The organism is Limosilactobacillus vaginalis, assembly GCF_025311515.1.
GTDB lineage: Bacteria > Bacillota > Bacilli > Lactobacillales > Lactobacillaceae > Limosilactobacillus > Limosilactobacillus vaginalis.
On the sequence record NZ_CP104399.1, the window covers coordinates 558,411 to 583,390 of the forward strand.

At 39.9% G+C, this 24,980-nt stretch carries 29 protein-coding genes; 27 read left to right on the forward strand and 2 right to left on the reverse strand.

Translation table 11 applies throughout. The features are described 5' to 3' along the window. The first annotated feature begins 2 nt into the window (after positions 1 to 2). The 12 genes from N4627_RS02555 to trxA all read left to right on the forward strand — a co-directional run bounded on the left by N4627_RS02555 (position 3) and on the right by trxA (position 12,857). Positions 3 to 1,031: a tRNA-guanine transglycosylase gene (locus N4627_RS02555; RefSeq protein ID WP_260964912.1), complete on the forward strand. Its 1,029-nt coding sequence runs from the start codon at positions 3 to 5 to the stop codon at positions 1,029 to 1,031. Between the two features lie 110 nt (positions 1,032 to 1,141). Continuing rightward, positions 1,142 to 1,582 (forward strand): preprotein translocase subunit YajC, encoded by a 441-nt coding sequence (yajC, locus tag N4627_RS02560; protein WP_003717727.1) that lies wholly within the window; start codon positions 1,142 to 1,144, stop codon positions 1,580 to 1,582. Between the two features lie 154 nt (positions 1,583 to 1,736). Next, a complete protein-coding gene (gene gnd, locus N4627_RS02565) occupies positions 1,737 to 2,642 on the forward strand; it encodes a phosphogluconate dehydrogenase (NAD(+)-dependent, decarboxylating) (RefSeq protein WP_003717729.1) in 906 nt (301 codons plus the stop codon). A 229-nt stretch (positions 2,643 to 2,871) separates the two neighbouring features. After that, complete coding sequence (locus N4627_RS02570) at positions 2,872 to 3,825, forward strand: DHH family phosphoesterase (RefSeq protein ID WP_003717730.1); 954 nt, start codon at positions 2,872 to 2,874, stop codon at positions 3,823 to 3,825. 16 nt (positions 3,826 to 3,841) lie between these two features. After that, complete coding sequence (locus N4627_RS02575) at positions 3,842 to 5,218, forward strand: DEAD/DEAH box helicase (protein WP_260964913.1); 1,377 nt, start codon at positions 3,842 to 3,844, stop codon at positions 5,216 to 5,218. Between the two features lie 258 nt (positions 5,219 to 5,476). Further along, a complete protein-coding gene (alaS, locus tag N4627_RS02580; RefSeq protein WP_098044704.1) occupies positions 5,477 to 8,131 on the forward strand; it encodes an alanine--tRNA ligase in 2,655 nt (884 codons plus the stop codon). Between the two features lie 209 nt (positions 8,132 to 8,340). Continuing rightward, entirely contained in the window at positions 8,341 to 8,586 is a 246-nt protein-coding gene (locus N4627_RS02585) for an IreB family regulatory phosphoprotein (protein ID WP_003717733.1), read from the forward strand. Then, positions 8,583 to 9,026: a Holliday junction resolvase RuvX gene (gene ruvX, locus N4627_RS02590; protein WP_003717734.1), complete on the forward strand. Its 444-nt coding sequence runs from the start codon at positions 8,583 to 8,585 to the stop codon at positions 9,024 to 9,026. The genes N4627_RS02585 and ruvX overlap by 4 nt, the downstream gene beginning before the upstream one ends. A gap of 11 nt (positions 9,027 to 9,037) precedes the next feature. After that, the gene (locus tag N4627_RS02595; RefSeq protein ID WP_003717735.1) at positions 9,038 to 9,337 is read left to right on the forward strand and encodes a DUF1292 domain-containing protein; all 300 of its coding nucleotides are present in this window, start codon (positions 9,038 to 9,040) and stop codon (positions 9,335 to 9,337) included. 197 nt (positions 9,338 to 9,534) lie between these two features. Next, complete coding sequence (locus N4627_RS02600; RefSeq protein WP_040531676.1) at positions 9,535 to 10,062, forward strand: CvpA family protein; 528 nt, start codon at positions 9,535 to 9,537, stop codon at positions 10,060 to 10,062. A gap of 13 nt (positions 10,063 to 10,075) precedes the next feature. Further along, positions 10,076 to 12,454, forward strand: a complete 2,379-nt coding sequence (locus N4627_RS02605; RefSeq protein ID WP_260964914.1) for an endonuclease MutS2 — start codon at positions 10,076 to 10,078, stop codon at positions 12,452 to 12,454. 85 nt (positions 12,455 to 12,539) lie between these two features. Then, positions 12,540 to 12,857, forward strand: a complete 318-nt coding sequence (gene trxA / locus N4627_RS02610) for a thioredoxin (protein ID WP_040531681.1) — start codon at positions 12,540 to 12,542, stop codon at positions 12,855 to 12,857. A gap of 126 nt (positions 12,858 to 12,983) precedes the next feature. Here the strand turns inward: trxA and N4627_RS02615 are convergent, their stop codons facing one another. Then, the gene (locus N4627_RS02615) at positions 12,984 to 13,496 is read right to left on the reverse strand and encodes a DUF2507 domain-containing protein (protein ID WP_003717739.1); all 513 of its coding nucleotides are present in this window, start codon (positions 13,494 to 13,496) and stop codon (positions 12,984 to 12,986) included. A gap of 142 nt (positions 13,497 to 13,638) precedes the next feature. On the opposite strand from N4627_RS02615, the gene murI reads away from it, so the two are divergent. From murI to cbpB, 4 genes are read left to right on the forward strand one after another with little or no spacing between them, the layout of a single operon-like run. Then, on the forward strand, positions 13,639 to 14,439 hold the full coding sequence (murI, locus tag N4627_RS02620) for a glutamate racemase (protein ID WP_003717740.1): 801 nt from the start codon (positions 13,639 to 13,641) through the stop codon (positions 14,437 to 14,439). Further along, positions 14,439 to 15,035 (forward strand): XTP/dITP diphosphatase, encoded by a 597-nt coding sequence (locus tag N4627_RS02625; protein ID WP_098044706.1) that lies wholly within the window; start codon positions 14,439 to 14,441, stop codon positions 15,033 to 15,035. The genes murI and N4627_RS02625 overlap by 1 nt, the downstream gene beginning before the upstream one ends. Next, positions 15,035 to 15,556, forward strand: coding sequence for a metallophosphoesterase (locus N4627_RS02630; protein ID WP_098044707.1), 522 nt, complete (start codon positions 15,035 to 15,037; stop codon positions 15,554 to 15,556). The genes N4627_RS02625 and N4627_RS02630 overlap by 1 nt, the downstream gene beginning before the upstream one ends. 32 nt (positions 15,557 to 15,588) lie before the next feature. Beyond that, positions 15,589 to 16,071, forward strand: coding sequence for a cyclic-di-AMP-binding protein CbpB (gene cbpB, locus N4627_RS02635; RefSeq protein WP_098044708.1), 483 nt, complete (start codon positions 15,589 to 15,591; stop codon positions 16,069 to 16,071). A gap of 84 nt (positions 16,072 to 16,155) precedes the next feature. On the opposite strand, the gene N4627_RS02640 is transcribed toward cbpB, so the two are convergent. After that, entirely contained in the window at positions 16,156 to 17,025 is an 870-nt protein-coding gene (locus tag N4627_RS02640; RefSeq protein ID WP_098044709.1) for a mechanosensitive ion channel family protein, read from the reverse strand. A 130-nt stretch (positions 17,026 to 17,155) separates the two neighbouring features. On the opposite strand from N4627_RS02640, the gene N4627_RS02645 reads away from it, so the two are divergent. The 11 genes from N4627_RS02645 to N4627_RS02695 all read left to right on the forward strand — a co-directional run bounded on the left by N4627_RS02645 (position 17,156) and on the right by N4627_RS02695 (position 24,744). Beyond that, positions 17,156 to 17,587, forward strand: coding sequence for a DUF948 domain-containing protein (locus N4627_RS02645; RefSeq protein ID WP_260964917.1), 432 nt, complete (start codon positions 17,156 to 17,158; stop codon positions 17,585 to 17,587). Continuing rightward, entirely contained in the window at positions 17,587 to 18,042 is a 456-nt protein-coding gene (locus N4627_RS02650; protein ID WP_003717746.1) for a hypothetical protein, read from the forward strand. Before N4627_RS02645 ends, N4627_RS02650 begins: the two co-directional genes overlap by 1 nt. 232 nt (positions 18,043 to 18,274) lie before the next feature. After that, a complete protein-coding gene (gene ccpA / locus N4627_RS02655) occupies positions 18,275 to 19,282 on the forward strand; it encodes a catabolite control protein A (protein ID WP_040531685.1) in 1,008 nt (335 codons plus the stop codon). Between the two features lie 7 nt (positions 19,283 to 19,289). Beyond that, positions 19,290 to 20,123 carry a hypothetical protein gene (locus N4627_RS02660; RefSeq protein WP_098044711.1) on the forward strand — a complete coding sequence of 278 codons (834 nt, stop codon included), beginning with the start codon at positions 19,290 to 19,292 and terminating at the stop codon, positions 20,121 to 20,123. A 72-nt stretch (positions 20,124 to 20,195) separates the two neighbouring features. After that, positions 20,196 to 20,933: a YebC/PmpR family DNA-binding transcriptional regulator gene (locus tag N4627_RS02665; protein WP_003717749.1), complete on the forward strand. Its 738-nt coding sequence runs from the start codon at positions 20,196 to 20,198 to the stop codon at positions 20,931 to 20,933. A gap of 371 nt (positions 20,934 to 21,304) precedes the next feature. Beyond that, positions 21,305 to 22,282: a competence type IV pilus ATPase ComGA gene (gene comGA, locus N4627_RS02670; RefSeq protein WP_003717750.1), complete on the forward strand. Its 978-nt coding sequence runs from the start codon at positions 21,305 to 21,307 to the stop codon at positions 22,280 to 22,282. Then, the gene (gene comGB / locus N4627_RS02675) at positions 22,260 to 23,270 is read left to right on the forward strand and encodes a competence type IV pilus assembly protein ComGB (protein ID WP_003717751.1); all 1,011 of its coding nucleotides are present in this window, start codon (positions 22,260 to 22,262) and stop codon (positions 23,268 to 23,270) included. Before comGA ends, comGB begins: the two co-directional genes overlap by 23 nt. Continuing rightward, positions 23,270 to 23,572 (forward strand): competence type IV pilus major pilin ComGC, encoded by a 303-nt coding sequence (comGC, locus tag N4627_RS02680; protein WP_003717752.1) that lies wholly within the window; start codon positions 23,270 to 23,272, stop codon positions 23,570 to 23,572. Before comGB ends, comGC begins: the two co-directional genes overlap by 1 nt. Next, positions 23,569 to 24,000, forward strand: a complete 432-nt coding sequence (locus N4627_RS02685) for a type II secretion system protein (RefSeq protein ID WP_260964919.1) — start codon at positions 23,569 to 23,571, stop codon at positions 23,998 to 24,000. The genes comGC and N4627_RS02685 overlap by 4 nt, the downstream gene beginning before the upstream one ends. Continuing rightward, complete coding sequence (locus N4627_RS02690) at positions 23,987 to 24,277, forward strand: hypothetical protein (protein ID WP_003717754.1); 291 nt, start codon at positions 23,987 to 23,989, stop codon at positions 24,275 to 24,277. Before N4627_RS02685 ends, N4627_RS02690 begins: the two co-directional genes overlap by 14 nt. Then, positions 24,274 to 24,744: a type II secretion system protein gene (locus N4627_RS02695; RefSeq protein WP_003717755.1), complete on the forward strand. Its 471-nt coding sequence runs from the start codon at positions 24,274 to 24,276 to the stop codon at positions 24,742 to 24,744. Before N4627_RS02690 ends, N4627_RS02695 begins: the two co-directional genes overlap by 4 nt. The last annotated feature ends 236 nt before the right edge of the window (positions 24,745 to 24,980 follow it).

Consider the following 24,980-nt stretch of genomic DNA (forward strand, 5'->3'; position numbering starts at 1 on the left):
CTATGAATAGGTATTTTAAAATTAATCGGACTGAAGACGGATTACGAACCGGAAAATTGGTGGTTAATGGGCTAGAATTGAGGACGCCACTGCTTGTTCACTCGGAAAACGTAATTCGATACTTAAGGCCAGAACAAGTTCGCGCTACTAATACCAAGGCTTTATATTATGATCCAATAGTCCTTGCAGAAAAGCTGGACAAAAGAGATCTTGCCGATTTGCCCGATTTACACCGGGTACTCGGTTGGCAAGGAGTATTTTTTACAACTTCTGGTGCTGCTGAAATTGGTAAACTTGCTAAACCGCGAGGATATAAGACTAATGGAATTAATTTTCGGCTACCCAATCAGGGACAGTTGATTAGCCTATCACCAAAAAAAGCAATCCAACTTCAAGTGCAATTGGGAGCAGACATAACTGAACAGTTATATCGTGACGTAAATTATTATGCTCCGGTTGATGACTTAGCTGCCGCGGTAGAATTAACGGGACGTTGGTATTTAACTAATCAGAATGAGTTATTTCCAATTACTGGCGGCGGCTTGAAAAAGCTTCATCGACAGAGTGTTGATTCTGTAACCGGACAGCAACCGTTTGGCTATTTTATTACCCAAACTGAACAGATTGATTCACTTGCTGAAATTGAACGCAATCTTTCAGCGATAATAAAGCTGCTACCGTTTGAAAGCCTGCGGGTAACGAAGACAAGGGCTAATTTCGAACAATTAACAACGGTAATTCGTTCAGGGATTGATGTTGTTTACTCTGATGTGGCTGTTCACGAAGCAGTAATGGGGAATGCACTGGTAGATAATGGAAAGCGACTTAACTTTACTCGGGAGTCTTTTAGCAATGACTGGGAAGCTATTGATCCAGAATGTCAGTGTCCCGTATGTACCAGTCACTATTCACGAGCTTACCTTCATTACCTTGCTAGAATAAATTCACCACAATACATCAGTTTAATCTTGGAACACAATCTCTTCTGGCTAAACCAGTTTGTGGCTAACCTTAGTTCTAAAATTAAATGATTTTGATTACTATTCTACTTAGTAGTGAGTAGCTTTTTACCGTGTTTTTTGTTACAGTTAAACTTGAAGAATTTTGAAGGGATGGATATTCAGTGAACGGGTTACAATTTATGAACCTCGGTGCTGCATCAAGCAGTGCTAGTAGTTATTCTGGAATGATCTTAATCATTCTAATGATTGCTTTAATGTATTTCTTTATGATTCGCCCACAACAAAAGCAACGGAAGCAACATCAAGACATGATGAGTCAGTTGCATAAGGGTGATGAAGTTGTCACAATTGGTCGGATGCACGGAAAAATTGATTCAATTAACCGTGAAGACCGGACAGTTACTTTGGACTGCGAAGGAATTTACCTAACTTTCGATATGGTAGCAATTGCTCGGGTTGTTAAACCAGCAGATACCACAGAAACTAAGGCAGAAGATAAGGAAGCTAAGGAACCTGCTGAAAAGAAAGAAACTAGCTCTGACGCTAAGGAAGAACTAGCTGCTTCTGATTCAGCCAAGTCTGAAGCTCCAGCATCTGATGATAATAATGACGAAAAGTAATTGACACGTATAGCGAAACGTGGGAAACTTTTAAAGAATGTTATTGCAAGCCTTTTAGTTTGCAATTTCATAGTGACAATGAGCTGTTGTCATTATTATTGTTGAGTGTTCGCATTTTCGCTCATCACGACTGTAAAACAGGAGGGAATTTAGAATGCAAATTGGATTGATTGGTTTAGGTAAGATGGGTATTCACCTTGCTCAAAACATGATGAACAATGGTAACGATGTTGTTGCCTTTGATTTGAATCAAGACCTTGTTGATGAAGCTGCATCTTATGGTGCAACTAAGGCAAGCAGTCTTGAAGACATGGTTGCTAAGCTTGATAAGCCACGTACTGTATGGGTAATGGTTCCAGCTGGAAAGCCAACTGATAGCACCATGGAAAAGTTAGCTGAATTGCTTGATGCTGACGATGTTGTTATTGATGGTGGTAATACTTTCTGGAAAGATTCTATGGGCCACAACCGTATGTTTACCGAAAAGGGTATTCACTACTTCGACTGCGGTTCCTCCGGTGGTTGGAAGGGTGCCCTCAAGGATGGTAACTTCATGATCGGTGGGGATGACAAGAAGGTCTTTGACGAACGCCTTGCCCCACTTTACGATGGCATCGCTGAAAAGGATGGTTACCTTTACACTGGTAAGGCTGGTTCAGGCCACTACCTTAAGATGGTTCACAACGCAATTGAATACGGTATGATGGAAGCTATGGGTGAAGGTTTCGAAGTTCTTGAAGCTTCTGACTTTGACTACGACAACGCTGCCGTTGCTAAGATGTGGAACCACGGTTCTGTTATCCGTTCATGGCTGATGGAATTGGCTCAAGAAGCCTTTGAAAAGGATCCTCACCTTGACAAGATTGCTGGTCGGATGCACAGTTCTGGTGAAGCTCACTGGACTTTGATGGATGCTATGGACAAGCAAGTTCCAACTCCAGTTATCTACGAAGCCTTAAGTCAACGGTTCCGTTCAATGCAAGATGACAGCTTTGATGGTAAGGTTGTTTCTGCATTACGGAATGGTTTCGGTGGCCACGCAATGGACAAGGCTAAGTAAACCTTAATAAATAACATGAGTGGGAAAACTAGTATATGATTTTATACAAATTTTCCTAATTATAAATGGGTCAGGTATTCACACTGTGAGTGCTTTGACCCATTTATTTTGTTTTAATAATGGCAGCCTAGACATTCAGTTAATTTATCGGTAAAATTAATGTTTTAATCAAACTGGTTAGCAGTGCTATAATTTTAAAGAGTATTAATTTTAGAAACGGAGATACGACATGGCTGATCAATTAGAAGCAATTCTTGAACAAATTAAAAAATATAATAAGATTATTATTCATCGTCACCAACGACCTGATCCAGATGCGATTGGGTCGCAGATCGGGTTGGCCGAGATCCTTAAAGCATCATTTCCTTATAAGCAAATTTACGTTGTGGGGAAGGACATTCCTGGCTTAGATTGGATTGGCCAAATGGATGAAATTGATGGGCAAACCTTTGATGGTGCCTTAGTGATTGTTACTGATACAGCGAATGCTCCCCGAATTGATGACCGCCGCTTTGATAATGGCGATAAGTTAATTAAAATTGATCACCATCCAAATGATGAGCCATATGGTGACTTAATGTGGGTTGAACCAGAAGCATCAAGTTGTTCTGAAATGATTTATTCTTTCTACCAACACTTTGCAAAGGAATTAAAGATGCCAAAGAAGGCTGCTTCGGCACTTTATGCAGGAATTATCGGGGATACAGGCCGGTTCTTATATCCTGCCACTACTCCGCGGACGATGTTGGTAGCGGGTGCACTAATGGCTGCTGGTGCTGATGCCTCAGCAATTAGTCAGCGAGAAAATGAGATTTCAGAACCAGTGGCGCGCCTATCAGCCTATGTTTATGAAAACCTAACGATTAATGAGAGTGGGGCAGCTTATATTGTTTTGGACAATGACACCTTGACTAAGTTTGGCCTCACTGAAGCGGGTACTTCAGCTGTGGTTTCACTTCCTGGACGAATTCAAAATGTATTGGCTTGGGCAATATTTGTGGAGCAGGAGGATGGTCATTTCCGGATTCGGTTACGTTCAAAGGGGCCAGTAATTAATGAACTTGCTAAGCATCATTATGGTGGCGGACATCCACTAGCAAGTGGCGCAAAGGCAGCAGATCATACCGAAATTAGTCAAGTTATAAAAGAATTAGATACATTAGTAAGTGAATACCAAAAATAAGGAAGGGAGGCCAATAATGGGTCAAACAAAAACATTTGCCGATTTTAATTTGCAACTGTACCTTTTAGATGCAATTAAAGAAATTAACTTTCATCAACCAACTCCAGTTCAGGAAAAAGTGATTCCTTTAATCCTAAAGGGGGACAGCGTGGTTGGGCAGTCTGCAACCGGTAGTGGGAAAACCCATGCCTTTTTATTACCGATCTTTGCTCAATTGGACCCTGCTAAACAGGAGGTTCAAGCGGTAATTACTACCCCAAGTCGTGAACTTGCCTACCAGATATACGCAGCCGCAAAGCAATTAAACAAACACTTACCCACACCAGTAACAATTCATAATTATGTTGGTGGGACCGATAAACAACACCAGATCGAACAGTTAAAGCGTCAGCAACCACAATTAGTAATTGGAACTCCAGGACGAGTATTAGACTTGATAAAGAGTCAAGCACTTGATATTCATACCGCAACTAAGTTCGTTGTTGATGAAGCAGATATGACACTTGATATGGGATTTCTGGATCAAGTTGATCAAATTGCTAGTCATTTCCCAGATGATCTTCAAATGATGGTCTTTTCTGCTACGATACCGCAAAAATTGCGACCATTTTTGAAAAAATATATGGAAAATCCGGTAATGGAGGAAATTCCAACAGAGACTGTAATTAATCCTGACGTTAAGAACTGGTTAATGTCGACTAAGGGTCGGGATAAAAATCAGTTAATATATCAATTACTGACAATGGGGGAACCCTATTTAGCATTGGTTTTTGCGAATACTAAAGAGCGGGCAATTGAATTGGCCACTTATTTAGGCGAGCAGGGACTAAAGGTTGCCTTGATTCATGGTGGCTTGGAAGCACGACGACGGAAGAGAACGATGCGGCAAATTCGTGATCTGGACTTCCAATATGTCGTTGCGACCGACTTAGCAGCACGGGGAATTGATATTGATGGGGTTTCTTTGGTAATTAACGATGATATTCCAAGCGACTTAGAATACTTTATTCACCGTGTTGGCCGGACTGGTCGAAACGGGATGCCGGGAACTGCGATTACGCTTTATGCTCCTTCTGAAGATGGTTTAATTGCTAAACTAGAAGAACGCGGAATTAAGTTTGTGCCAAAGGAAATCCGTCATGGTCGAATTGTCACAACCCATGATCGTAACCGTCGTCAAAATTATAGCCGCCGACAGGCAAAACTCGATCCTTCGATGAAGGGCTTTGTAAAGAAAACAAAGAAGAAAGTAAAGCCAGGTTATAAGAAGCGGATTAAGCGGGCAATTCGTGAGGATGAGCAGCAAAAGCGAAAGCAAGAATTAAGACACAAAATCCGAAAAGCTAAACGAGCACGGCAACGTCAACACCGTCGCGAACGAAATAGCCGTTGATTTTGGGATTATTATTCGTTATAATATGACTTGTCTGGGACATATTATCTAAGGCTTGCATTCCAGAGACAGTTGGGATGGTGTGACAGCTGATGCAGCTTTGGTTAGTGCTACCCATTCAGAAAATTCAATATTAAACTTACTTTTAGGTAAGAAATAAGAGGTTAACGAAATCTATCGTTGCAATCAGAGTGGTACCGCGTCTGTTCGGCGTCTCTGAAAGCAGGGATGGATTTTATTTTTTGAAAGGGAGATATTATGAAGCAGTTAAAGAAGCTGAACAGTGCCCAAGTACGACGGATGTACTTGAAGTTCTTTGAAGAACACGGTCACAAGATTATGCCAAGTGCTTCCCTTGTACCAGTTAATGATCCAACTCTGTTATGGATTAACTCTGGTGTTGCAACGATGAAGAAGTACTTTGACGGTAAGGTTGTTCCTGAAAATCCCCGAATGACTAGTTCACAAAAGAGTATTCGGACTAATGATATTGAAAATGTTGGGAAGACTGCCCGGCACCATACCATGTTTGAAATGCTCGGTAACTTCTCGGTTGGTGATTATTTCAAAAATGAAGTTATTCCTTGGGCTTGGGAATTACTAACAAGTGACGACTGGTTTGGTTTTGATCCAGAACGGCTTTATATTACATACTACCCAAAGGATCATGATGCTTATAACAAGTGGCGTGAAGTTGGTGTTGCAAAGGATCACCTTATTCCTGATGAGGATAATTTCTGGGATATTGGTCAAGGTCCTTCTGGTCCGGATACTGAAATTTTCTACGACCGTGGTCAAGAATTTAATAATTTGGCTGACGATGATCCTGAAAATTATCCAGGTGGCGAAAACGAACGGTACCTTGAAATTTGGAACATCGTGTTCAGTCAATTTAACCACACCCCTGAAGATACTTATGAACCACTTCCGCATAAGAACATTGATACTGGGATGGGGCTTGAACGGGTTGTTTCGATTTTTGAAAATGCGCCAACTAACTTTGAAACCGACCTCTTTATGCCATTGATCAAGCAAACCGAAAAGTTTAGCGGTAGTAAAAAGTATGGTGAAAGCAAGGAAGATGATATTCAGTTCAAGATCATTGCTGATCATATTCGGACCATTACCTTTGCTATCGGTGATGGTGCACTTCCTTCAAATGTTGGTCGAGGCTACGTTATTCGGCGGCTTCTCCGGCGGGCAGTTGTTGCTGGAAAGAAGCTGGGAATTGATGAACCATTCCTTGCTAAGATGGTTCCAACTGTTGGTAAGATCATGGAAGACTACTATCCAGATGTGTTAGAAAATGCTGACTACATTGCATCAGTAATCAAGTCTGAAGAAGATCGCTTCAGTGCAACATTAAACGGCGGGCTAAACCTTTTGAACAACGTGATTGCAAATGCTAAGAAGGATGGCAGCAATGAGATTGACGGCCGGACTGCTTTCAAACTTTATGATACTTATGGTTTTCCAATCGAACTTACTAAGGAATATGCAAGTGATGAAGGCTTGACAGTTGATGAAGATGGATTCCAAGCTGCAATGACTGAGCAGCAGAATCGGGCACGGAATGCTCGTGATATGGATAACGGAATGGGTGTTCAAACGGATCTCTGGACAGATTTCAAGGATGCTAGTCGTTATGTTGGCTATACTGACTTAACTGTTGATAACGCTAAAGTAATTGGCTTGGCTCATGATGGTAAACAGGCTGACGATGCTCAACCGGGTGATAAGAACATTGAAGTAATCTTTGATGTAACTCCATTCTATGCTGAGATGGGTGGACAAGTTGCTGATACTGGTGACATTATTGACAATTACGGTAAGAAAGTTGGCCGGGTTGTTGATGTTCAACACGCCCCTAACCAACAAAACCTTCACCGGGTTGAATTAAATGCCCCATTGAAAAAGGGTGCCCGTTACAAATTAGTTGTTGACCGGATTCGGCACTTAAAGATTGAAAAGAACCATACTGCTACACACTTGCTTGATCAAGCATTGCGGAATGTCCTTGGCGGTCACACTCAACAGGCTGGTTCCCTAGTTGAAGAACATTACCTTCGTTTTGACTTTAACCACTTTGGTCAAGTTACTGCTAAGGATCTAAAGGCAGTTGAACAAATGGTTAATGAACAAATTTGGAAGGAAATTCCGGTTAAGACTGTTGAGACCGATATTGATTCTGCTAAGGAAATGGGAGCAATCGCCCTCTTCTCTGATAAGTATGGTGATAAGGTTCGGGTTGTTAAGATTGGTGATTACAATACCGAATTCTGTGGTGGTGATCACGTTAAGAATACGAACGAACTTGGCCTCTTTAAGATCGTTTCTGAAGGAGGGGTTGGTGCTGGAGTACGGCGAATTGAAGCGGTAACTTCAAGCGATGCCTTTAACTTCCTTCAGGATCGGGACGACCTCCTCAATAAGGTGGCTACCGACTTGAAGGTTGCCCAAATTAAGGAAGTTCCTCACCAGGTTGAAGCTTTGCAAAGCGACCTTAAGGAAGCACAGAAGCAAAGCGCTGCACTTCAAGCAAAGATTGCTGCTCAACAAGCCAACAATGTCTTTGAAAATGTTCAGAAGACAGCCAATGGTAGCTTGATTGCTGCTGAGGTTCAGGTAGCAGGAATGGGTCAACTCCGTCAGTTAGCTGATAGTTGGCGGGCAAAGAGTCTTTCAGACGTCCTTGTTTTGGGAACCGCTAATGATGGTAAAGCTAATTTATTAGTTGCTGTTAGTGATGACAAAGTTAAGGATGGCTTAAGGGCCGGTGATTTAATTAAGGCAATTGCTCCTGCCATTAACGGTGGCGGTGGCGGCCGGCCAAACCTTGCACAAGCAGGTGGGAAGAAGCCTGAAGGAATCCAGGACGCCCTTAAGCAAGCAGCTGATTACCTGAATAATTAAATAGATAATTGTGGTCTTCATTAATTACTTGTTAGTGAGCTGCAGTTAACTTCAAAAAGGAGTAACCATCATAAAGTCGTAAATGACTTTGGGTGATTGCTCCTTTATTTTCCGAGCGAGTGAATTGTGATTTACCAATGATTATAGTAAAATTGAACTATGAATAGTCACTGGAGGTGACAAGTGTGTCAGGGAATAATGATAAGACGATGTTTTTTGATTTTGGCCAAAACAGTCAAGAAAATATCAAGCAAACATTAAAAACTGTTTATGAAGCACTAGAGGAAAAGGGTTATAACCCCATTAACCAAATTGTTGGTTACCTTCTTTCAGGTGATCCGGCTTATATTCCACGGTTAAATGATGCGCGGAACCTTATTCGCCAGCACGAACGTGATGAAATTATTGAAGAATTAGTACGGTCATACCTTAAAAATAATGGGGAAACCAAATGAGGCTATTAGGATTAGACGTTGGCTCAAAAACTGTTGGAATTGCGGTTAGTGATCCCCTGGGCTGGACCGCTCAAGCAGTTGAGATTATCCCCATTAATGAAGATGAAGAAATCTTCGGAATTGATCGGGTTGCTGAAATTGTTAAGCAAAGGCAGGTTGCGGGATTTGTTGTTGGCTTGCCGAAAAACATGAATAATACTGAGGGCCCCCGTGTCGAGGCTTCCCACCACTATGGCGAATTACTTAAGAAGCGCTTCCCATCAATTCCGGTTGATTTTCAGGATGAACGGTTAACAACAGTGGAGGCTCATCGGATGTTGGTTGAAGAAGCTGATATTTCGCGGGCTAAGCAGAAGAAGGTAATTGATGAAGTAGCTGCCACCTTTATTTTGCAAAGTTACTTAGATCGACACGGCAAACTTGTCCAAGTATTGAAATGAGGTAGAAATTAATGAGTAAGCAACAAAATACAGATGACCAAATGATTACCCTAGTTGATGAGAACGGTAATGAACAGCTTTTTAAGGAGTTGTTTACGTTTGATTCAGATGATTGGGGAAAATCATATATTTTTATTTATCCAGCTGAACAAGAAAATGATGATTCAGTAGATATTCAAGCCTATATCATTGCTGATAACCAAGATGGTGATGGTGAAGACTTGGTACCGATTGAAGATGATAAAGAATGGGATATGGTTGAAGAAGTTTTAAATACCTTCCTGGATAATGATGGGAACTTTAAGGCTTAAAGTTAACCATATTTTATAAAGGGGCTGGGTAGTAACCTAGTCCTTTTTCGATCTTAATATATTAAATATTGACCTTGCTAAGAGAGGAAGAATCAGAAGCGTGACGGTAACTGTTCATGGCTTCGTTTTTTATCTATGGATATAGAAAAAACGTCACAGCGTTTCAACCTCTTTTGCTTTTAATGGGGGATTGACGATTGATTCTTTCAACAATTATCTTATTACTACTAATAGTCAGCATTATTCGTGGCTACCGAAACGGCTTATTATCAATGATTATTACAGGAGTAACGTTCCTTGTTAGTTATTTTGGCGCTAAATTTTTAGCCCCAATAATTGGGGACTGGTTGACGAACTTTTTTCCCGAAATTAATCATGGAACAACCATTTCAGGAGCGGTTCTTGCGAGTTTAAACCTTAACCAATTCTTTTATCGGGGGCTCGCTTTTACTAGCTGCTTTATTATCTTAATGATAGTTATTCGTCTCTTATTACGACGGTTAAAATGGCTTGCAAAATTACCAATTTTAGGAACAATTGATCGCTGGATTGGAGCAATATTAGATTTTATTATTTGCTATGTAATTATTTTTATCTTATTAATGGTTTTCCAATTATGTCCCGTTGGTTGGTGGCAAGTTCAGTTAGCCAATTCAGAAATTGCCCAACTAATGATTAAGGAGACACCATTTTTAACTCAGACACTTATTAATTTTTTAGGTTAGGAAGGAAAGAAAAGTGGATCAAAAAACGATTTCAACAATGGAATTTGATCAGGTTAAGCGTGAACTAGGACGTTATCTGGTCTCAGCAGCTGGTAAACGTGAGCTAGCAACGTTAACGCCATCAGCTGATCATGATCAAATTCAATATTGGCTAGATGAAACAACCGATGGTGCTGATATTTTACGTTTGACAGGCGGTATTCCCATTCCTAAATTAAAAAACATTCAGCCTCAATTAAAACGGTTACGGATCAATGCTAATTTAAACGGAACCGAACTTGCACAAATTACTAAGGTTCTTCAAACAAGTATGAGCGTTAAAAACTTTTTTGCTGAATTTAAGGAGCAGCAGAAAGTTGAATTACGAGTAATTAACGAATCTGTTCAGCAGCTAATAACAATTCCAACAATTACTAAACGGCTTATTCAGTCAATCGATCCTGATGGTCGGGTCACTGACGAAGCCTCAACCAAACTACACGGAATTCGGCAACTGATTAGCAAGACCGAAGCAGAGATTCACCAGCGGATGGAACGATTTGCTCAGGGAAAAAATGCTAAGTACTTGAGTGATGCAATTGTAACTGTCCGGAATGACCGGTATGTTGTTCCGGTATTAGCACGGTACCGCAACAAGTTTGGCGGTGTTGTTCACGACCAGAGTGCAAGTGGGCAAACATTGTATATTGAACCAGCTGCGGTCGTTGAGTATAACAACCGTCTTCGTCAGGCTCAGATAGAAGAAAAGCAGGCCATTTTAGAAGTGTTGGCGGAGTTATCAGCCCTGATTTCACCATACCGAAGTGAAATTGCCGCCAATGCAAAAATCTTGGGGCACCTTGACTTTATCAACGCTAAGGCTCGTTTTGCCCGCGATCATAAAGATAGTTTGCCATTACTCAGTCCGGATAATCAGGTAATTATTCGTCAGGCCCGGCATCCCTTAATTGATCCGCAAAAGGTTGTTGCTAATGATATTAAGATTGGGGACGAATACCAGTCAATTGTAATTACCGGGCCAAACACTGGTGGGAAGACAATTACCCTTAAAACTTTTGGCTTAATTCAAATGATGGGTCAGGCAGGGTTATTCATTCCAGCCCAAGAGGGAAGTACGATTGCGGTCTTCGATAATATCTATGCGGACATTGGTGATGAGCAATCGCTTGAACAAAACCTGAGTACGTTTTCCGGACATATGGAGAACGTGAAGTCAATTCTTGAACGAATTACTAGTCGAAGTTTAGTCCTTCTTGATGAATTGGGTGCCGGAACTGATCCTAAAGAGGGGGCTGCTCTCGCAATGTCAATTCTTGACTATATTGCAAGTAAGGGCAGTACAGTAGTGATCACGACTCACTATCCAGAATTAAAGGTTTACGGTTATGATCGCCCGGGAACAATTAATGCTAGTATGGAATTTGATCAGGAAACTCTTAAGCCAACCTATCACCTTCTGTTAGGAATTCCCGGACGTTCAAACGGGATTGAAATTGCTCAACGACTAGGAATTAACCAGACAGTTATTACTGAATCTAAATCCTTAGTGAGCGAGGATAGCCAGGATCTTAACCAAATGATTGGGGAGTTAGTTGAACAACGAAAAGCTGCTCGGGAAGAAAAGGAACGGTTAGAAAAATTATTAGTTGCTAACCGCGAAAAACAAGCTGATTTAACAAATAAGTTGGATCGGTTTAATGAGCAGCGCGATTCGCTATTAGCAAAGGCACGGAATGAAGCTAACCATGAAGTATCAATGGCTAAGAAGAAGGCTGACCGGATTATTCACCACCTGCGTCAGTTAGAAATTAGCCAAGCCGGGAACGTTAAGGAAAATGAATTAATTGATGCACAAGGAGCATTGAATGCCCTTCATCGTGAAGATCCGCGGTTGAAGAGAAATACAGTTTTACGAAGGGCAAAAGAAAAGCATGACCTTCACGTTGGGGATGCGGTCCTCGTTAAATCTTATGGTCAACAGGGAGAATTACTATCGAAACGTAGTAAGCATAAGTGGGAAGTTCAAATTGGAATTCTCCGGATGGAAATTGATGAAAATGATCTTGAAAAAATTAGTCATAAGCAGTTACGAAAAGAAGAGCGGGCAAAGGAAAAGGTCAGCTCTGGAGTCAGAACAACGCAAACACGACAGACTAGTGCACTACTAGATCTTCGTGGTCACCGTTACGAGCAGGCAATGAGTGAATTATCCGCCTTTATTGATCACGCATTGTTGAATAACCTTTCGAGTGTAACAATCATTCATGGTAAGGGGACCGGTGCTTTGCGAAAGGGAACCCAGGAATATCTACGGTCCAATCCACGGGTGAAATCGTTTGATTATGCGGCACCGAATAACGGCGGTGATGGAGCAACAATTGTTAATTTATAAATACTTCTAAAAAGTAAGCATATTATCTGACAAGATTGCAAGACTTTGATACACTATGAGTAAATCAATCGAGGAGGAATTTGAGATGACTGTTAAAGTAACAACTGATCAAACCTTTGAACAAGATACTTCTACTGGTGTAAGCTTAACTGATTTTTGGGCAACTTGGTGTGGCCCTTGTCGGATGCAGTCACCAGTAATTGAAAATTTATCTGCAGAAATGCCAAATGTCCACTTTACGAAGATGGATGTTGATCAAAATCGTCAGGTACCTCAAGAATTTCAAATCATGAGTATCCCAACCTTACTGATTAAGAAGGATGGTAAGGTAGTGGATAAAGTAGTGGGTTACCACTCAAAGGAGCAATTGAAGCAACTGCTTGAACAATATGAGAATGCTTAAGTGAAAGTCTCTGTTTACAATTCAAAGTAAGATTATTCAATTTTCACGATTAGACTCGATAAGTTCGACAAACCAGGCAGCAAAAAGCGACTGAGAAAGATTTTCCCAGTCGCTTTTCTTTAGCTCTTAATTATCCTGCTTCTTGTCGCTTACGGATTGATGGTTGTGAAGATCAAGGAACGTTATTAATTCCGTTCGTTCACTATCAGCCTTATTTTGCGGATCGTTTTTAACTTCGATGAAAATACAGTCCTTTTTTCGCTCACTAAGTTCAGCCTCAGCAACGGTCATTAGCTGGAACTCAATTTCTTGAGCGATGAATCCAATTTCAAGACCAAAGGATGTTTGTTCTCCATTTTGCTTAATCCGTTCTTGAACAATGGGACCGCTTAGTTTCCATTGTTGACTAGTAGCGGTTTTCTTTTGGAGTGATAGTTCACCGAATCCCAATTGTTTGGTGATTAGTTGCAAATCCTCAAGCGAGCCAACGGGAAATTGTCTGGCGATATCTTTTCCAATCCAGTAAAGCATTTCATCGGTTTCCTTACCAAGAATTGCAGGGAGGATAACATCGCGAAGACTTCCGTTCATTAGTCCCCTGTGACTATTTAGCAGTGAATCATATAACTTTTGGCTCATTGATTAATACTCCTTTTGAAGAATCAATACTATTATACTGAATAATTAGGGAAAGATGACGATTTTACTCGAAAACTTGCAAAAGATTTGAGAAAATTAAATAATATAGTTTCAAGGATTTCTAAAGAATGAGGTGCATAAAATGGATAATCGACCAATCGGGGTTATGGATTCAGGCTTAGGAGGCCTTTCTGTTATCCGGGTTATTCAACAGGAACTTCCAAATGAATCTGTTGTTTTTGTTGGGGATGAGGGGCATTTCCCTTATGGTACTAAATCACAAGAACTTATTCGGCAACTAGTTTTAAGAATTGGCCGTTTTTTAGTAGCCCAGCCAGTAAAATTAATGGTGATTGCTTGTAACACCGCTACAGCAGCTGCTTTATCAACGGTACAAAAAGAGTTGCCAATTCCAGTTATTGGCGTAATTAACCCTGGAGCAACCGCTGCAATTGAAAGTAAAGCAAGTCGGATTGGTGTTATCGCAACTGAATCGACTACTAAGGATGGGGCTTATGTGCGTGAACTAAAGAAACTTGATCCCCATGTTAAAGTGATTAGCAAGGCAACACAACCATTAGTAGCAATTGTTGAGCACGGTAAGACGGGCACCGCAGAAGCACAGAAAACAGTGGATCAGCAATTGGCATCCTTTGATCAGGAACCGGTAGATGCGTTAATCTTAGGGTGTACTCATTTTCCATTTCTTGCCAATGAGATTAGTCAAAAGATGGGAAAAAAAGTAAAGTTAATTGATCCCGCATTAGAAACGGTTAATCAAGTAAAGAAATTATTGACCGCTGAACACTTATTAGCCCAGCAAGCTGTTAGTTATAAGCTCTATTCTACTGGAGATCGCAATGATCTGATTGCTGGTGCAGATAAATGGTTGCATGGTCATTATGATAGTTGTAATAATTTGGATTTAGAAGGAGAAAATTAATGGATTCTCTAGTAATCGCAACTAAAAATCAAGGAAAAGCACGTGAATACCGTGAAATGTTTGCTCCCTACAACATTGATATAAAGACATTGGCTGATTTTTCAACACCAATTAAGATTAACGAAAGTGGGTCAACCTTTTTAGAAAATGCCACAATTAAGGCACAAACTGTGATGGCAAAGCTGGGCGTCCCCGTAATGGCAGATGATTCCGGACTAGTAGTTGACGCGCTAAATGGTGCTCCAGGGGTCCATTCAGCTCGTTATGCTGGTGACCATGATGATCAAGCAAATAATAAAAAGTTGCTTCGTGAACTAGCGGGAGTACCCACTATGAAGCGGACAGCCCACTTCCATACTACGATTGTCGCTTTAAAACCAGATGGTGCTAAGTTAGTTGCTAATGGTCGAGTTGACGGGCGAATCTTAACAAGTCCTCGTGGTAAAAATGGCTTTGGCTATGATCCATTATTCTATGTTGAAAAATTTGACTGCTCAATGGCAGAATTAACCGCAGAACAGAAAAATTCGATTAGTCACCGTGGACAAGCATTAGAAGAATTTCTTCAGCATTTTGCAGAATGGTGGAATAAATAATGAAAACACTAATTGTTAGCGATAATCATGGTGACCAAAAAATCTTAAGGGATATTCAGGATAAGTTTGCTAAGCAGGTTGATGTTTTAATTCATTGCGGTGATTCCGAATTACCAAATGATTCTGCCGAGATGACTGATTTTCAAGCGGTTAAGGGAAACAATGATTGGGGGTTGAATTACCCTTCACAGCTATCTTTGACGGTAAAAGGCACTAAATTCCTAGTTGTTCATGGTGATCACGATCAGGTTAATTATTCACTAACACCATTAATGCTTAAAGCTCAATCACTAGGTGCCCAAGTAGTCTGCTATGGTCACACTCACCAATTAGCAGTTTCAATGGATGCGGGAACCCTTTTCATTAATCCTGGGAGCATCAGCCTTCCTCGTGGTGAATACTCACGAATTGGGGGAACATTTGCAATTGTAGAGGTTACAAAGAAGCAATTTATTGTTGATTACTATAACCGTAATTGTTCACCAATTTCTGAATTACATTTTGAATTTAATCGTTCTTAAAATTAATTAAAGATGAAGGGGCGGACTAGTTAATGATTGAAAAACATCTCAAAAAGTTACTGCTTCAGCGCCGAGGCAAATTTATGATTCCTGCTAGTTTAGTGGCAACGGTGAACGTTAATAACAGTCTTGATCATGCATTCTTGGTATTAACGAAGGATCGGTACGCCAAAATTATCGTTGTTGACAATGAAAACCATTATCGTGGTCAATTATCTTTAGCAATGATTACCGATCGGCTGTTGGAAACGGAAAGGATTAATGTTAATAAGCTGAATGAATTAACGGTTGCTGATGTGATGCAAACTAATACTCCCGTAATTCAGGATCCATTTGATGTTGAAGAGAACCTTCGACTAATGATTGATCAGTCATTCTTGGCGGTTGTCGATCATCAGGACCAGTTTTGTGGGATTGTAACACGGCGAGAACTACTAAAGGCAGTTAGTTATACCTTGCATGAATTTGGGAAAGACTATGAGGTTATGCCTAAAAAGCAGTCGGATAATGAATAGTAATCTAAAATAAGCTTCAAAAGTCTGGTGAATCCGGACCTTTGAAGCTCATTTTGTATTGCAACGTTACTGTTACTTAATTTTTTAACTATTTTGACTTGGACTAGGCTCATTAACCCAGCCGAGTGGAATTTTGTTTTTTCGTAATGCCTTTAAGTAATCGGAAAGGAAGTGACTAGCGATTTTATCCTGAACGCCATTTTGGGTAGTGATTGTAACACGAAAGACTAGCTGACCACCAACGTTAACAGGACCAACAATTACTGGTGTAGAACGAAGCTCGGGGATGTTAGCTACCAATTTCTTGTTTTCTTCGCTAATAATTTCGGCGATCTTTTCTAACGGTGCCTTAGCGGAAATACGAATATCAACGTTGGCCACCATGTTATTTCGTGAAAAGTTTTGTACGGTTGTAATATTCCGGTTTGGGATGTAATTAAGTGTACCATCACTACTTGTAATTTGGGTTGTTCTAAGTCCAAGTGCGGTGACAGTTCCCTTAATTGAATCAACTTTTACAACATCACCAACGTCCAGCTGTTGTTCTAAAAGGATAAAGAAGCCGGTCACCATATCACTGACAAACCCTTGAGCCCCTAACCCTAAAGCAATACTAAAGATTCCGGCTCCAGCAATTAATGTCCCGACTGGAACACCAATTTCCGATAGAATGGCGTAGAGTAGAAAAAAGTAACACGTATAACGGTAGATGTTTAAGGTAAGAGCGTGAATAGTAGCGACCCGGTTACTTGATTGGAGAAATTTAACATGGTTCGATTCAACAAAGAGGTGATCGATAATCAGCCGTCCTAACCAAAGCAGGACGCAGAATAGCAAAAGAGTAACTACGATTAAGAGTAGCCGACTAAAAAAATGTTGCGAAATTTCATGCCATGATAAATCAGTAAAAACTTTAGTAACCTGTTGAACTTGCTTGTTAAGCACCGAATTCATTGTTTTCCTCCTTAAAAATACTTATTTTATTGTACAAGCCATTGGATCAATTGTCGAATGGGAGTTAGGTATGCTATTCTACTATTGTGGATAGAATTATCGAGATTTCTTGATAGGAAGGGGATAAATAATGACAATCGGTGAATTAGCAGGTCTTATTGCGGCAATTGCGTTTGTTATTTTGGTTATCTTTGCTTGCATTTCGCTTAGTCGAGTAAGTAAAGTTCTTAAAGAGACCAACGAATCAGTTAAAGTATTATCGGCTGATGTTGATTCTTTAAGCAAGGAAACCGAAAAATTGCTGGGGAATACTAATAGCTTGTTGGAAGATCTTAATAAGAAGTCTGTTGAACTTGATCCGGCAGTTAAAGCAGTTGCTGATGTTGGGCAAAGTGTTTCAAATGTAAATGAAGCAGTTAATAACTTTGTTGAACGCCATGAAGAACGGCAAAGTAAATTTTCTGGATTTACCAAGTTTGCAACTCAAGCTGTTGCAATGAATGCATGGCGGAAAATTCGTCAACATCGTCAAGCAAAAAAAGCAAAGGAGATGGATAAATAATGAGTAAGAATTTATTGTTAGGAACCATCCTTGGTGGTGCGGCTACTTATGTTGCTTGGAAATGTTTATCTGATAAGCAAAAGAATGACATTAAGAAAAACGTTGGTTCATATGTAACTGAAGTTGCGGATGCTTCAACTGATTACGCATTGAATGCTCTGGATATTATTGATGAGAAGCTGGCCGAACACGATGCAAGCGAAAAGTTGAATGATTTAAGCAATCGTTTTAACAAGACAGCAGATAAGGTTAAAGACAAGGCCAGTCGTGTAGTTGATCGCTTTACTAATGATGACTTTGATAAGGAAACAGCAGAAATCCGTCAACAGCTTGCTAATAATGCTGATCCAGATATCATTATTGATGCAACTGATCAGGATAATGAACCGGCTACACCAGACGCTCAAGATACTAAGAGCGATTCAGCAGAAGAAAACAAAGCTGGTAAGGACTAGCTAGTGATTTTCAATTTAATGAAAAACATATTAATAATAAAAGTGATAAAGACCGCTAATATCAAACAAATGATGTTGTCGGTCTTTTTAGATCTGATGATTTTAGGTAATTAACTGAAATTTTAAAATTAATTCATGATAACGTTTGCCAAAAGAATATTGATCTGCTATATTAATGTGGTTATGAAAAAATATGAAAACAGATAAAGACAGTAAAGAAAGGGCTATCAATATGGAGAAACAAGCAGTTACCATTTATACTGTAGCGCGAGAAGCACGAGTCTCAATGGCTACCGTTTCACGGGTAGTAAATGGGAACCCAAATGTTAAGCCGGAAACTCGGCAAAAGGTTCTGGATGTTATTAAAAAGTTAAACTACCGGCCTAATGCGGTTGCTCGTGGCTTAGCTTCAAAGAAGACAACAACGGTTGGGGTAATCATTCCTAGTGTTACTAACCCATACTTTGCCGAACTGGCCTTAGGAATTGATGATATTGCAACCATGTACAAGTACAATATTATCTTGACTAATTCAGACTTTAATGATGATAAGATTTTGAAGGTTGCTCATGGTTTGCTTGCAAAGCAGGTTGATGGGATTATCTTCATGGGCCACGATATGTCAGCTGAGTTGCAGCAAGAATTTGCGGCCTCCAACACTCCGGTAGTCGTTGCCGGTTCTATTGTTAACGATGATAAGCTTGCCACTGTTCGGATTGATTACCAAAGTGCTGCTAAGGAAGCAACAAACTACCTGTTAGATCATAATGATGATCGGGTTGCCTTTGTTGTTAGTTCTCTTGACTATTCAATTAACTCTAAGTACCGGTTAGCCGGATATAAAGAGGCATTGGCAGAACATGGAATTCCATTTGAATCTAAATACGTAATCGAAACAAACGGTGATTATAATCGTGCTTATCAACAAGTTGACCACTTAATTGAACAGGGAATTAAGGCCGCTTACGTTAGTGATGATGATTTAGCTGCTGGACTTTTAAACGGCTTGACTGATAATGGTGTTAAAGTTCCTGATGACTTTGAAATTGTTACTTCGAACGATACAACATATGCCAAGATCACTCGGCCAACTTTAACTTCGATTACCCAACCGCTTTATGATATTGGTGCAATTTCAATGCGACTATTAACGAAGATGATGGATGGCGAGGTTAGTGATACTGACGATGTAATTCTTGACCACGGAATTATTGAACGGCAATCCACACGACGGGGTTAATAAGATCGTGGAAACGCGAAGTGCAATTCGTCGTAAACAGCAAGAAAAGCTAAGTAGTAGTTCGGAAAAGCCACATCGTCATCCGCTAACGATTGTTTGGGGGACAATTTTAGTTGTCTTGTTAATGCTTTCGTTAATGCTAAACCAAACACTCTTAAATGCGCGGTTTGTTAACCACGAAATCTCTCGTTCAAACTTATCGTCAACGTTAATGGAAACCGTAAATAGTAACCTATCGCAGTATGGAATTTCAACGACAGCCTTATCCGATAAAGAGGCAAATAAACTGGTTACCCAAGCTGTTTATCAGGTTTATTCAGGAAAAGAGATTAACCTTAACTTGCAACCGGTAATAAATAATGTTGGCAACTCAGCCTCACAAACGGCAGCAAGGTATGGAATATCTGCAGAGGTTACTAATTCAATGACCTCTGATGTTAGCGATGAAGTTGCGAGTGCAATTAATAGTCAGTTAAATACTTCACAGGTTAAACAATTTACTAGTATGATCTCAATTGCCAAAACAGTTGATCATGCAGTTGCCTTAATTTCCGCAATTGGCTTAGGAATTATGATCCTGGTTGCGGTTTTGAGGAAGTATTTTATTCGCTCGTTTTCGTGGGTTGGCTTGTGGAGTTCGTTAATTACTTATGTTTTAATCCTTGGTCTGGGAGCACTTATCAACCAGATCGGTAGTAATTATCCAGATTTTAGCTCCTTTACAGCTCAGCTAGGGACGGATTTTCATTCCCAAGCAATCGGTTCTTGGTTAGTTCTCCTAATATTCACGGTTATTTTATTTGGTTGGCGAATAGTTAGGGGAGTCTTAAAAAGACGGTGACCTTGAATTTCAGAAGGAGATCTGCTAAAATCTACCTGTTTATCACATTAATTAAGAAAAGAGGAGTCAGTAATGTCAGGACATTCAAAATGGCATAACATTCAGGGACGGAAAAACGCCCAAGATGCTAAGCGTGGTAAGATTTTCCAAAAGATTTCACGTGATTTATACCAAGCAGCTAAAGCAGGTGACCCTGATCCAGCGAACAACGCTCAATTACGTTTGGTAATTGATAAGGCACACGCTGCTAACATGCCAAAGAAGAACATTGATCGGGCAATTGCTAAGGCTTCTGGTATCGGTGGCGCAAAGTTTGAAGAAGTTACCTATGAAGGATACGCCCCAGGTGGTGTTGCAGTAATGGTATCTGCTTTGACTGATAACAAGAACCGGACTGCTGCAGCGGTTCGTTCAGCATTTACTCATGCGGGTGGCTCACTAGGCGCTAGTGGTTCAGTTTCATATATGTTTGACCGGAAGGGATTAATTGAAGTCCTTCGTGATGGCCTTGATAAGAGTGAAGATGATATGTTAATGGATGCACTTGATGCAGGTGCAGATGACATGAAGGCAACTGACGAAAAGTTCCAAATCTTCACTGATCCAAGTAATATGACTAGTGTTCGTGATGCCTTACAAGAAAAGGGTTACGAATTGGATACCGCTGAAGTAACCATGATTCCACAAAACCGGACTGTAGTTCCAGAAGATAAGGTTAAGCAATATAACCACCTTATTGACGAATTAACTGCTAACGATGATGTTGCGGATATCTATGAAGCTGGTCAGCTACCAGAAGATGCTGAATAGCAGTAATAGAAGCTGAAAATAATAAAGAGATTTGGAGAGCTTTTCCAAATCTCTTTATTATTTTAAATTAATATATGCTGCAGAAAAGAAATTGACGATCAAGATCGAGAATTAAGGGGAGGATGGGAAAAAACTAGGCGTTTTTTCTCATCCCCTTTCCATATTTAGCGCTCTCCGAACCTATAGAGTCTAATCGCGGGAATTAACTGAGGGACTCGAGCCTAACTACGAACGATTCTGATGATTTCATCATCATTCATCGTTCTAGGTTAGTCAACCGTCCCTCCGAGAAAGTTAATTCCCAGCTTCTTTTTATTTTTAAAAAATAGAATTTGAATTAAATTCCGTTCTTTTATATTGGAGGTGACAAAATGGAAAAGTTTCGAAAACTGGTGAATAAGGCGATTGGAAACCGGAGTTCTGACCTATTTATTCTTCCTTACCAGAACCATTACCGGATTCTAGCTTGTGTCCAAGGCAAAAAAAGTGTTGTTGAAGAGTTGAGTGCGGATGAGGGGCAGCAGATGATCGCCTATTTTAAATATCGCGGCAATATGATTATGAGTGAACACCGTCGTCCCCAAATTGGTGCACTTAAATGGCAGATTAACCGTGATGAAGCAATTGATGTGCGTTTATCGACCGTCGGAAATTATCGAGCGCAAGAATCAATGGTTATTCGCTTTATTTATCCATTAAAAGATATTGATTACCGGGTAAATCGACCGGAACAGTGGGAAATGATTACTAAACTAACTCGATCACGCGGTTTAATCCTCTTTGCAGGACCGATGGGATCGGGAAAAACAACGACAATGTATCGGTTAGCCAAAGAACTTGCAAGGGAAGAGCTGGTAATGACAATTGAAGATCCCGTTGAAATTGAAGAAGCAGCATTTCTGCAGTTACAGGTCAATGATAAGGCAGCAATGGGGTACCAAGAGTTATTAAAAGTTGGTTTACGACACCGACCAGATGACTTTATTATTGGTGAAATTCGTGATCCGCAAACGGCAAAACTAGCAATTCAAGCGGCTCTTAGTGGACACCTTGTCTTAGCGACGGTTCATGCAACAAATGCTTACGGAGTAGTTGCTAGAATGCAACAGTTGGGAGTTGAAAAATATTACCTTCACCACGGATTAACGGGGATTTGTTACCAGAGATTGCTTCCTCTTCGTGAAGGAAGTGCCGTTTTATTTGATGTATTAAGTGGAAAAGAATTATCAACGGTAATTGAAGGACAAGGAATGCGGGGGATGAGTAATGCTTGGCAGCAACGGCTTAAAAAATTACGGGAAGAAGAGAAAATTTCAGTGGCAAATTATGAAAAACTTAAAAACGGCTAAATTTAATTATTGTGCTCAAGCAGAATGGTTGTTACTAATTGCTGACTTATTAAGGAGCGGTTTTTCCCTTCGCCATGCGATTGAATTTTCAGGAGCAATTTTAAAAAGACACCAAATTCTTTTTCAGGAAATTAATTTAGCAATGCAAGATGGCAAATCATTTGCCGAGTGTTTAAAACCGCATATAAAGCCAAATTTATATTACCAGTTGCTTTTTGCAGAACAGCACGGGAGCTTAGAAGAATGTTTGCAAGAAATTGGCAAGTTGATGCTTCATCAAGAAAAACAACGCCAAAAATTAATGACATTATTACAGTATCCGTTAATCTTACTGGGGTTATTGGTGAGTTTAATGGTAACGTTAAAAATATTTGTTTTTCCCGAGCTATCTCAATGGGGAACGGGAAATTCACAAAACTGGGCTGATTATTATTTATTAGAAATAATTGCCTATCTTAGTGGAGGAATATTAGTGACAAGCTTACTAGTAGGACTGCGGTGGCTGAAATTAGATCAGTTACAAAGGATCAATGCATTATGTTCCTTACCAGTAATTGGCAAGTGTTACCAACTGTTTTACGGCTACTATGTGGTCACTAATCTTGCAATGATGATTCGCCATGGATTAACGATTAAAGAAATTTGCGCAATTGTTAGTGAAAACTCTGAGCAAAGCTTCTTATCAATGCTAGGGGAAATTACAAGAACTGCGGTTAACCAGGGATACGGATTAACGGAACCGTTTAGGCGTGCACAATTTTTACCGGGAGAACTAAAAATAATTGTGGCGAAAGGGTCGACCTTATCAGATCTAGGTAGTGATTTAACAGCTTTAGCTAATATTTTGTTTACTCGATTAACTAGACGAATTGAGCGATTATTAGCACTTATTCAGCCAATTATTTTTAGCATGATTGCGTTAATCATTATTGGACTTTATTTACGACTGTTGTTGCCAATTTACTATTCAATGCAGGGGGTGGTTTAATGTTACGAAAACGAGAAGCATTTACATTATTAGAAATGTCAATTGTCCTTTTTATTATTAGCTTGTTAATTTTGATTGTTTTACCTAATCTAACGGCTCAGCGGAAAAGTGCTAAAAGAATTCACCGTGATGCAATGGTTTCGGTTGTGCAGACCCAAGTTGATGAATACGCAAATGACGGTGGTAACGAGAATGTCAGCCTAGAAGAGTTGAGAGATGCCAGATACTTGACGGCTGCCCAAGTAAAGAAAGCTCATGAACAACATATTGTAATTGTGGATGGAAAGGTCATTAAGCGGTGAAAAAAGAAGCTTTTACCATGCTTGAAACAATTATTGTCTTGATATTATCTGTTGTAATTATCACCTTTTCCTTTCCTAACCTGATTCGGAGTCGACAGGTGGTAGCAGAACACGAATTTTGGAATGATTTTCGTCAATCATGGCAAGCAGCTCAGGTTCGTTCAAAAACAAAACATATTGAAACAATGGTGACTTTTGATCCTGTAAGTTATCAAATAGAATTTGATTGGCGTGATCAACAAAAGCTGGTTAAGGGTAAATTAGATATACCGGAAACCATCCTTGTTAGAAAATTTGATAACTTTAAAATGCACGAAAATGGCTATACTAAGCCACGAACACAGGAGTTTCAATCGTCAATCAATGGGCGGAGATATTTGATGCGAATTCAGTTGGCCTGGGGAGGGTATCGGATTGAGGAAAAATAAACACCATGCATTTATTTTAGCGGACAGCTTAATTGCATTAACAATCATTTCCTTAGGGATTACGTTTACCTTAATTTGTCATCAGTGTTTAGTACGCCAAACTAAACAACAATATATTAATCTGGCAGCACATCGGATTGCCAAAGAAGCCACTGATGAGTTAGTAGCAACTCAGCGGCCAGTTTATCTAAGACGTGATGAGTTAAATGCAATTGCTTCTGAAAAGAAGGTAGTAGTATCTCTTGATGATCAAATAATTTTAGAGGTCAGAAAATGAGAAGGAAAAAAGGCTTTACCCTATTAGAGTGCTTAATTGCATTAATTATTATGGCACTGATTACTACCCTGGTTTCACTTCAGATTAGGGTTATTAAATCGGCGACTGTTCGGTCGAGCGCCCAGCCACTTGATTGGTATGTTTGCTTAACAGAGTTAGAATCAGCAGATCATCAATTTATACTTGAGCGAGTCGAACAACAAAAATTATGGTTAACAAGCCAGCGTTCCGGATTAACTTATGAATTACACGCAACAGATCGTTTATACCTAAGTCGTGAAAATCATGGAGGCTATATGCTCCTTTTTGATGATATTAAACCAGGATCAGTATTGTTTAGTGAGTTGACTGGTTCGCGAGTTGCGGTAAAGGCAGAACGCAAAAATGGACAACCGATATTAGGAGTAGTGAAGTTCTATGAAAAAACAAACTGTCAGAATGAGGGCGGGCTATGCAATATTAATTAGTCTAATTTTATTGATGCTTTCAACTGGAGTGGTAGTTTTTGAATTTCAGTATCAAAAACAGCAATTAACAGTTAATCGTGAATTAATGTTAAAACTGCAGGATCAGATTAGAGAAAACTTGAATAGAGCAGATAATTGTACAAAGGAAAAAGTTCACAATTTTAGGAACAAATAGGCCTATTTTAACTTAATTCGTTAAATAATGTTCGTTAGTAAAGCGTTACCTTGAATTTAAT

Bases quoted from the DNA above. Each gene is read 5' to 3' on its own strand.
- N4627_RS02555 (WP_260964912.1), top strand. From the start codon at position 3: ATGAATAGGTATTTTAAAATTAATCGGACTGAAGACGGATTACGAACC.
- yajC (WP_003717727.1), top strand. From the start codon at position 1,142: ATGAACCTCGGTGCTGCATCAAGCAGTGCTAGTAGTTATTCTGGAATG.
- gnd (WP_003717729.1), top strand. From the start codon at position 1,737: ATGCAAATTGGATTGATTGGTTTAGGTAAGATGGGTATTCACCTTGCT.
- N4627_RS02570 (WP_003717730.1), top strand. From the start codon at position 2,872: ATGGCTGATCAATTAGAAGCAATTCTTGAACAAATTAAAAAATATAAT.
- N4627_RS02575 (WP_260964913.1), top strand. From the start codon at position 3,842: ATGGGTCAAACAAAAACATTTGCCGATTTTAATTTGCAACTGTACCTT.
- alaS (WP_098044704.1), top strand. From the start codon at position 5,477: ATGAAGCAGTTAAAGAAGCTGAACAGTGCCCAAGTACGACGGATGTAC.
- N4627_RS02585 (WP_003717733.1), top strand. From the start codon at position 8,341: ATGTTTTTTGATTTTGGCCAAAACAGTCAAGAAAATATCAAGCAAACA.
- ruvX (WP_003717734.1), top strand. From the start codon at position 8,583: ATGAGGCTATTAGGATTAGACGTTGGCTCAAAAACTGTTGGAATTGCG.
- N4627_RS02595 (WP_003717735.1), top strand. From the start codon at position 9,038: ATGAGTAAGCAACAAAATACAGATGACCAAATGATTACCCTAGTTGAT.
- trxA (WP_040531681.1), top strand. From the start codon at position 12,540: ATGACTGTTAAAGTAACAACTGATCAAACCTTTGAACAAGATACTTCT.
- N4627_RS02615 (WP_003717739.1), bottom strand. From the start codon at position 13,496: ATGAGCCAAAAGTTATATGATTCACTGCTAAATAGTCACAGGGGACTA.
- murI (WP_003717740.1), top strand. From the start codon at position 13,639: ATGGATAATCGACCAATCGGGGTTATGGATTCAGGCTTAGGAGGCCTT.
- N4627_RS02625 (WP_098044706.1), top strand. From the start codon at position 14,439: ATGGATTCTCTAGTAATCGCAACTAAAAATCAAGGAAAAGCACGTGAA.
- N4627_RS02630 (WP_098044707.1), top strand. From the start codon at position 15,035: ATGAAAACACTAATTGTTAGCGATAATCATGGTGACCAAAAAATCTTA.
- cbpB (WP_098044708.1), top strand. From the start codon at position 15,589: ATGATTGAAAAACATCTCAAAAAGTTACTGCTTCAGCGCCGAGGCAAA.
- N4627_RS02640 (WP_098044709.1), bottom strand. From the start codon at position 17,025: ATGAATTCGGTGCTTAACAAGCAAGTTCAACAGGTTACTAAAGTTTTT.
- N4627_RS02645 (WP_260964917.1), top strand. From the start codon at position 17,156: ATGACAATCGGTGAATTAGCAGGTCTTATTGCGGCAATTGCGTTTGTT.
- N4627_RS02650 (WP_003717746.1), top strand. From the start codon at position 17,587: ATGAGTAAGAATTTATTGTTAGGAACCATCCTTGGTGGTGCGGCTACT.
- ccpA (WP_040531685.1), top strand. From the start codon at position 18,275: ATGGAGAAACAAGCAGTTACCATTTATACTGTAGCGCGAGAAGCACGA.
- N4627_RS02665 (WP_003717749.1), top strand. From the start codon at position 20,196: ATGTCAGGACATTCAAAATGGCATAACATTCAGGGACGGAAAAACGCC.
- comGA (WP_003717750.1), top strand. From the start codon at position 21,305: ATGGAAAAGTTTCGAAAACTGGTGAATAAGGCGATTGGAAACCGGAGT.
- comGB (WP_003717751.1), top strand. From the start codon at position 22,260: ATGAAAAACTTAAAAACGGCTAAATTTAATTATTGTGCTCAAGCAGAA.
- comGC (WP_003717752.1), top strand. From the start codon at position 23,270: ATGTTACGAAAACGAGAAGCATTTACATTATTAGAAATGTCAATTGTC.
- N4627_RS02695 (WP_003717755.1), top strand. From the start codon at position 24,274: ATGAGAAGGAAAAAAGGCTTTACCCTATTAGAGTGCTTAATTGCATTA.